This window comes from Streptomyces sp. NPDC055025 (assembly GCF_053608565.1).
On the sequence record NZ_JBSGVS010000136.1, the window covers coordinates 1 to 6,806 of the forward strand.

Consider the following 6,806-nt stretch of genomic DNA (forward strand, 5'->3'; position numbering starts at 1 on the left):
GTCCCCTCGGCGCCGGGGCCCTTCTCTGTAGGTCGCTACGGCTCTTTCACTTATGTACGGCTCGGGCCCCGCGAAGAATCTGTGGCAGCGAGGCCGTACGGCCAGGAGTGCGGGTCAGGCGCTCGCGGCGCCGACCTCCACGCCATGTTCGGCCGCGAGCCGGCGGAGGTCCTCGAGCTCCTCCTGCTCGACGTCCACAAGGAAGTCGTCGCCCGTCTCCCGGGCTCGGTTGAGATCCGTTTCCGTGGCCTTTATACGCTGCAGAAGCCCGGCGGTGAACGCGTCCATTGCGCCCCCTCGTCGTGGGTCAGTGGCACGGGGGTGTGCCGACGGCGGGTAGATCACGCACCCACTGCCTCTGGATGACAGAAAGGGTGTGGCGTGCCACAAACAGGGCGTGATCTCGGGTGTGAAGTCGTCTTCCCCAGGGTCCGACTTCGAGAAACCTCAACGACACAAACAATCCGTTCCATTCCCGGGCGTCCCAGGTCACCCCGGCATCGTCTTACCGCCGGTTTATAGCCACTACGGGCAGGATGGGGCCGCACAGCCAGTGCTACAACCTGCCCCGACCACGGGTGACGGGCCCAGAGGGAGGAAAGCGACGTGCGTGTACTCGTCGTCGAGGACGAGCAACTGCTCGCCGATGCGGTGGCCACCGGACTGCGCCGGGAGGCCATGGCCGTCGACGTGGTGTATGACGGCGCCGCCGCCCTGGAGCGCATCGGGGTCAACGACTACGACGTGGTGGTGCTCGACCGCGACCTTCCCCTCGTCCACGGGGACGACGTCTGCCGCAGGATCGTCGAGCTGGGGATGCCCACCAGGGTCCTCATGCTCACGGCCTCGGGCGATGTCAGCGACCGCGTGGAGGGGCTGGAGCTGGGCGCGGACGACTATCTGCCCAAGCCCTTCGCGTTCAGCGAGCTGATCGCCCGGGTGCGCGCCCTGGGACGGCGTACGACCGTGCCCCTGCCGCCCGTCCTGGAGCGCTCCGGGATCAAGCTCGACCCCAACCGGCGCGAGGTCCTGCGGGACGGCAGGGAGATCCAGCTCGCGCCCAAGGAGTTCGCGGTGCTGGAGGTGCTGATGCGCAGCGAGGGCGCGGTGGTCTCGGCCGAGCAGCTCCTGGAGAAGGCCTGGGACGAGAACACCGACCCTTTCACCAATGTCGTACGGGTCACGGTCATGACGCTGCGCCGCAAGCTCGGCGAGCCGCCCGTGATCGTCACGGTGCCCGGCTCCGGGTACCGGATCTGATTGCCCATGGCAACCACCCCGATGCCGCCGGCGGCACCTCCGAAGCCCACCTGGGACCCGCGCAGGCCCGATCAGGCGCTCCCCTGGGTCCGCCCGACCATCCGCATACGTCTCACACTGCTCTACGGCGGGATGTTCCTGATCGCCGGCATCCTGCTGCTCTCGATCATCTATCTGCTGGCCGCACAGGCCCTGCACGTGGGCAGCGAACTGCCCTTCAAGATCGTGACCGGCAAGGTGAGCAGCGAGGTCTGCAACTTCCCGGACCAGGCGCCGCCCGAGCAGTTCAACGCGGCGATGAACAGCTGCGTCAACCACCAGCGCAAGCAGGCGCTCGACGATCTGCTCAGCCGCTCCCTGTTCGCCCTGGTCGGCCTCAGTGTCATCGCCTTCGCCTTCGGTTACGCGATGGCGGGACGGGTGCTGTCGCCGCTGGGCCGGATCACCCGTACCGCCCGTCGCGTGGTCGGCTCCGACCTGTCGCGGCGGATCGAGCTGGACGGCCCCGACGACGAGCTGAAGGAGCTCGCGGACACCTTCGACGAGATGCTGGAGCGGCTGGAGCGTGCCTTCAGCGCGCAGCAGCGGTTCGTCGCCAACGCCTCGCACGAGCTGCGCACCCCCCTCGCGATCAACCGCACCCTGCTGGAGGTCCATCTCTCCGATCCGGCGGCGCCGACGGAGCTCCAGCAGCTGGGCAGGACGCTGCTGGCCACCAATGAGCGCAGTGAGCAGCTCGTGGAGGGCCTGCTGCTGCTCGCCCGCAGCGACAACCAGATCGTGGAGCGAAAACCGGTCGACCTCGCCGAGGTAGCCACCCGCGCGGTGGACCAGGCCCTCGCCGAGGCGGAGGCGAAGGGGGTGGACATCCGTTCGGAGTGCGCGCCCGCGGTCGTCCAGGGAAACGGCGTCCTCCTGGAGCGGATCGCCCTGAACCTGGTGCAGAACGGCGTACGGTACAACGTCCCGGAGGGCGGCTGGGTGGAGGTTTCCACCGAGGTCCAGCAGGGCCAGGCGATCCTGGTCGTGTCGAACACCGGTCCCGTGGTCCCCGCGTACGAGATCGACAATCTCTTCGAACCGTTCCGGCGGTTGCGCACGGAGCGTACGGGCAGTGACAAGGGTGTGGGACTCGGCCTCTCGATCGCCCGGTCCGTGGCGCGCGCCCATGGCGGCCGTATCTTCGCGGAACCCCGCGAGGGCGGTGGACTGGTGATGCGTGTCACCCTCCCGGTCTGAGATGCTGCGCGCGTTATTCGGGGAGCAGATGACTTTGTTCGCTTTGCGCGGAATTCGCGGTCCGAGTTACCGACGAGTCCGTGTGTGATCGATCACAGGGTCGAATTCACGCCTATCCACTCTGCGTGATCAGGCCTTCATCGGAAAGCCGGTAAAGTCCGGGTTTCCGGGGGCCGGGATCACGGGAAGTACACGGGGTGGCGCCCGTGAAGCACACCAGGAGGACCGTGTACGGTCCCCTTCGCCACCCGAAGCCGATCACTCCTCAGGGGTCCGGTTGGGTGTCGATTGAGTAACAGACCTTGATGTGAGGCAAAATCTCCGCCTCAGGTCGGGCACAAGTCCGGCCTCTCACGCGTTACGTGCGCTGGAGACACCACAGACACCCAGAGGGGGAGAGCGACATGGCAACGGATTACGACACCCCACGCAAGACCGATGACGACGTCGATCAGGACAGCCTTGAGGAACTGAAGGCCCGTCGGAACGACAAGTCGACTTCAGCGGTCGACGTCGACGAGTTCGAGCAGGCCGAAGGGCTCGAACTGCCCGGCGCGGATCTCTCCAACGAGGAGCTGTCCGTCCGGGTGCTGCCGAGGCAGGCCGACGAGTTCACCTGCATGAGCTGCTTCCTCGTGCACCACAGGAGCCAGCTCGCCAGGGAGAAGAACGGTCAGCCCATCTGCCGCGACTGCGACTGAGGTCAGGTCGGCCGTGGCAGGCGACACACCGTTTCGGAAACGACGCTTCCGCTTGAAGGGTTCACCGGAGGCGTATCAGGGCGGCACAGGCCCGGCAGAAGGCACTCAGCCCGCTGCCGAGCACTCCGCCCTCCTGCCCCAGCACGACGTAGGTGACGACGACGAGCGAGGCCTCCCGGCCTCGCTCGAAGCGGCCCGGGAGGACCACGGCGGCCCCATGAGCAGGGGCCGGCGCCTGGACACCGTCAAACGGGGGGTACGCAAGGGAGGCGCGGGAGCCAAGGCGGCGCTGGCACATATCGCCGACCGGATCATCGAGAACGCTCCCCGGGTCCCGGTCCGCGACCTCGCGACGCTGCGCAAGCAGTTTCCCGGCCTCGGTCCCGAGGAGCTGGCCGACAAACTGGTCGCGGGCGCGGCGAACAGCAGCTCCACGGTCGGTGCCGGTGTCGGCGCCGCCGCGATGCTGCCCATACCGCCGGCGATGCCCGCCGAGCTGGCGGCCGAGATCACGGCCGTCGCCGCGATCGAGCTGAAGCTGATCGCGGAGCTGCACGAGGTGTACGGGCTGCGCCCGCCCGGCACGCTCAAGGAGCGCAGCGCCGCCTATCTGACCTCCTGGACGGAGGAGCGCGGCGTCGACATCAGCAAACCGTCGACCATCAACGGCGCGCTGAGCGGCCGGATGAAGCGCGAGCTGCGGCAGCAGATCATGAAGCGCACGATCCGGAATCTGCCCAATCTGGTCCCGTTCATGATCGGAGCGGCCGTCGGCGCGATGATGAACCGACGGGACACCAAGAAGGTCGCCGAGCGCGTCCGTACGGACCTGCGCAGCCGCCAGATCCCCTGGGACGCCCTCCCGGAGCTGCCTCCCCTGGAGAGCCCCGGACAGCTCCCTCCCGGGCTCCCGAAGGAGCTGGAGAGCTAGGGCCTCTCGTTCGGATCGTGCTGGGCTCGCGTGCCCTGGTACCGCGCCTCGCCGCGTTGCGATCGTGCCGGGCCCGCGTCCCCCGGCAAGCCGCTCGAGTGCCCCGGCGGGCCGTGGGTCCTCAGCCGGTGCGTACCGCGTCCAGCGCGGTGGCCAGTGCCCGGGGGTTCCGCGTGGAGAGATAGACGTACGGAGTCGGATCGTCCGGATCCGTGATCTCCACGCGCAGCGCCGTCGGCACATAGCTGCGCAGCAGCATGAAGGCCCGCGGATCGGCCTTGTGCAGCCGCCAGTCCCGCGCCTCCTCAGGACCGAGCACCTGCGCCTCGCCGAGCGCCGACACCGGGATCCGGGCGTCGCCCGCGACCAGCGAGTCCGCCACGACCCGGATCCGCGCGGATCCGTAGGAACTCACCCCGGCCGCCGCCAGCGCCCCCGCGCCGATCACGCCGCCGAGCAGTGGCAACGGCCCCAGCGGCAGGGTGATCAGGCCCCCCGCCACCGCGATGAGAGCGGCTATGGCCCACCAGGAACCGGGGGCGGTCAGACGTTCGTCGTAACGTGCGGCGGAATGCTCCATGGAGCCAAGCTTGGCACGGTGCGGTGCCCGGACTGCCGCGCGGGTAAGGTCTGCGCCTGTGAGCAACGTGCCATCCCCGGGGACACCACCCGGACCCCCGGCAGCACCGGGGGCGCCGACACCTCCGGCCGATGCCGGACCGCCGGTCCGGCATCCCGACGCCCCCGCCCCCGGCGAGCTGCTCGGAGCGCACTACGAGCACTGCTTCGGCTGCGGCGAGGCACAGCCGCACGGCCTTCAGCTGCGGGCGCGCGCGGGCGAGGGTGTCAGCATCACCGCCGAGTTCACCGTCAAGCCGGGCCACCAGGGTGCTCCCGGCCTCGCGCACGGCGGCGTCCTGGCCACCGCGCTCGACGAGACGCTCGGCTCGCTGAACTGGCTGCTGCGGGTGGTGGCGGTGACCGGCCGGCTCCAGACCGAGTTCGTCCGGCCCGTACCGGTGGGCACGCTGCTGTATCTGGAGGCCGAGACCACCGCCGTCCAGGGACGGAAGATCTACTGCACCGCCACCGGCAGGATCGGCGGCCCCGACGGACCCGTCGCCGTCCGCGCCGACGCGCTGTTCATCGAGGTCAAGGTCGACCACTTCATCGAGAACGGCCGCCCGGAGGAGATCCGGGCGGCGATGTCCGATCCGGACCAGATCAGGCGCGCCCGCGCCTTCGAGGTGAACCCATGAGCCGTACCCCTGCCGCCCCTCTCGACGTACTGATCCGCCGTGTCGACCCGGAGGTTCCGCTTCCGTCGTACGCGCATCCGGGCGACGCCGGAGCCGATCTGGTGACCACGGAGGCCGCCGAGCTGGCCCCGGGGGAGCGGGCCGTACTGCCCACGGGAGTCTCCATCGCGCTGCCCGACGGGTACGCCGCCTTCGTGCACCCGCGCTCCGGGCTCGCGGCCCGCTGCGGAGTCGCCATGGTGAATGCCCCGGGGACGGTGGATGCCGGGTACCGTGGAGAGATCAAAGTGATCGTGGTCAATCTGGACCCGCGTGAGAGCGTGCGGTTCGAGCGGTTCGACCGGATTGCCCAACTGGTCGTCCAGCAGGTCGAGAAGGTCCGCTTCCACGAGGTGGCGGAACTTCCCGGGTCCGCGCGGGGCGACGGGGGCTTCGGGTCCACCGGCGGTCATGCCGCCGTGGGCGGCGTACAGGGCGGGAATCGATACGCTTCGGTCGTATCCGACCGGGAAGGACAGTGACGTGTTCGGACGTCGCAAGAAGAGTGGTTCCGCAGCGGACGCGGCGGACGCAGCGGGCGAGGCCGAGCAGTTCACCGACGAGGCCGGTGCCGACGCGAAGGCCGGCGGGGCGACGGCGTCCCGCAGGGTGAACCTTCCGCCGGCGCCGAGGCCGGACGGTCCCTGGGACATCTCCGAGGTCTCCAGGCCCGACGAGGGCCGGGTCGACCTGGGCGGGATCTTCGTTCCCGGGGTCGAGGGCATGGAGCTGCGTGTCGAGGTCGCCGGTGACGCGATCGTGGCCGCCACGGTCGTCGTGCGCGACAGCGCCGTACAGCTCCAGGCGTTCGCGGCGCCCAAGAAGGAAGGCATCTGGGGCGAGGTCCGTGAGGAGATCGCCTCCGGTATCACCCAGCAGGGCGGCATCATCGACGAGGTCGAGGGCCCGCTGGGCTGGGAGCTGCGCGCCCAGGTCCCCGTACAGCTCCCGGACGGCACCGGCGGTGTGCAGCTCGTGCGCTTCATCGGTGTCGACGGCCCGCGCTGGTTCCTGCGCGGGGTAATCTCCGGGCAGGGCGCGGTGCAGCCCCAGGCCGCCGGGCTGCTGGAGCAGATCTTCCGGGACACCGTGGTCGTACGGGGCGAGGGGCCGATGGCCCCGCGTGACCCGATCGTCCTGAAGCTGCCGGACGACGCGCAGATGGTGGCCGAGGGCGTACAGCAGGAGGAGCAGGAAGGCTCCCGCTTCTCCGGTGGCATGGGACAGCTCCAGCGCGGTCCCGAGATCACCGAGGTGCGCTGAGGCGAGGCACGGCGCGCGAGGCGCCGTCGACGCCGCGGTTCGGGACGGAACCGCAGGCGAGACGGACCGACGCGAGACAGACCGAACGGCCGGTGGGCCGCATCCCCTTGTGAG

Annotated in this window: 9 protein-coding genes; 7 read left to right on the forward strand and 2 right to left on the reverse strand. The window is 69.6% G+C overall.

What is annotated here, in order from left to right; all coding sequences use genetic code 11:
• Positions 1–114: 114 nt before the first annotated feature.
• Positions 115–288, reverse strand: a complete 174-nt coding sequence (locus tag ACWGDX_RS39030) for a hypothetical protein (RefSeq protein ID WP_365905387.1) — start codon at positions 286–288, stop codon at positions 115–117.
• A gap of 318 nt (positions 289–606) precedes the next feature.
• Between ACWGDX_RS39030 and ACWGDX_RS39035 the strand changes: the two genes are divergently transcribed.
• The 4 genes from ACWGDX_RS39035 (at position 607) to ACWGDX_RS39050 (ending at position 4,131) form a co-directional block, all read left to right on the forward strand.
• Positions 607–1,260, forward strand: coding sequence for a response regulator transcription factor (locus ACWGDX_RS39035; RefSeq protein WP_363082292.1), 654 nt, complete (start codon positions 607–609; stop codon positions 1,258–1,260).
• A 6-nt stretch (positions 1,261–1,266) separates the two neighbouring features.
• The gene (locus tag ACWGDX_RS39040; RefSeq protein WP_453633538.1) at positions 1,267–2,499 is read left to right on the forward strand and encodes a sensor histidine kinase; all 1,233 of its coding nucleotides are present in this window, start codon (positions 1,267–1,269) and stop codon (positions 2,497–2,499) included.
• A gap of 404 nt (positions 2,500–2,903) precedes the next feature.
• Positions 2,904–3,200 carry a DUF4193 domain-containing protein gene (locus tag ACWGDX_RS39045; RefSeq protein ID WP_030350183.1) on the forward strand — a complete coding sequence of 99 codons (297 nt, stop codon included), beginning with the start codon at positions 2,904–2,906 and terminating at the stop codon, positions 3,198–3,200.
• Between the two features lie 13 nt (positions 3,201–3,213).
• Positions 3,214–4,131 (forward strand): hypothetical protein, encoded by a 918-nt coding sequence (locus ACWGDX_RS39050; protein WP_453633540.1) that lies wholly within the window; start codon positions 3,214–3,216, stop codon positions 4,129–4,131.
• Positions 4,132–4,252: 121 nt separating this feature from the next.
• Here ACWGDX_RS39050 and ACWGDX_RS39055 read toward each other — a convergent pair whose 3' ends face one another.
• Positions 4,253–4,711: a DUF3093 domain-containing protein gene (locus tag ACWGDX_RS39055; RefSeq protein WP_363082289.1), complete on the reverse strand. Its 459-nt coding sequence runs from the start codon at positions 4,709–4,711 to the stop codon at positions 4,253–4,255.
• Positions 4,712–4,769: 58 nt separating this feature from the next.
• On the opposite strand from ACWGDX_RS39055, the gene ACWGDX_RS39060 reads away from it, so the two are divergent.
• Genes ACWGDX_RS39060 through ACWGDX_RS39070 form a run of 3 tightly spaced genes read left to right on the forward strand, consistent with a single transcriptional unit; the run spans position 4,770 to position 6,692 of the window.
• Entirely contained in the window at positions 4,770–5,390 is a 621-nt protein-coding gene (locus tag ACWGDX_RS39060) for a PaaI family thioesterase (RefSeq protein ID WP_453633542.1), read from the forward strand.
• Positions 5,387–5,911 (forward strand): dUTP diphosphatase, encoded by a 525-nt coding sequence (gene dut, locus ACWGDX_RS39065; protein ID WP_363082287.1) that lies wholly within the window; start codon positions 5,387–5,389, stop codon positions 5,909–5,911. Before ACWGDX_RS39060 ends, dut begins: the two co-directional genes overlap by 4 nt.
• Position 5,912: 1 nt before the next feature.
• Positions 5,913–6,692, forward strand: a complete 780-nt coding sequence (locus tag ACWGDX_RS39070) for a DUF3710 domain-containing protein (RefSeq protein WP_453633544.1) — start codon at positions 5,913–5,915, stop codon at positions 6,690–6,692.
• Positions 6,693–6,806 lie beyond the last annotated feature (114 nt).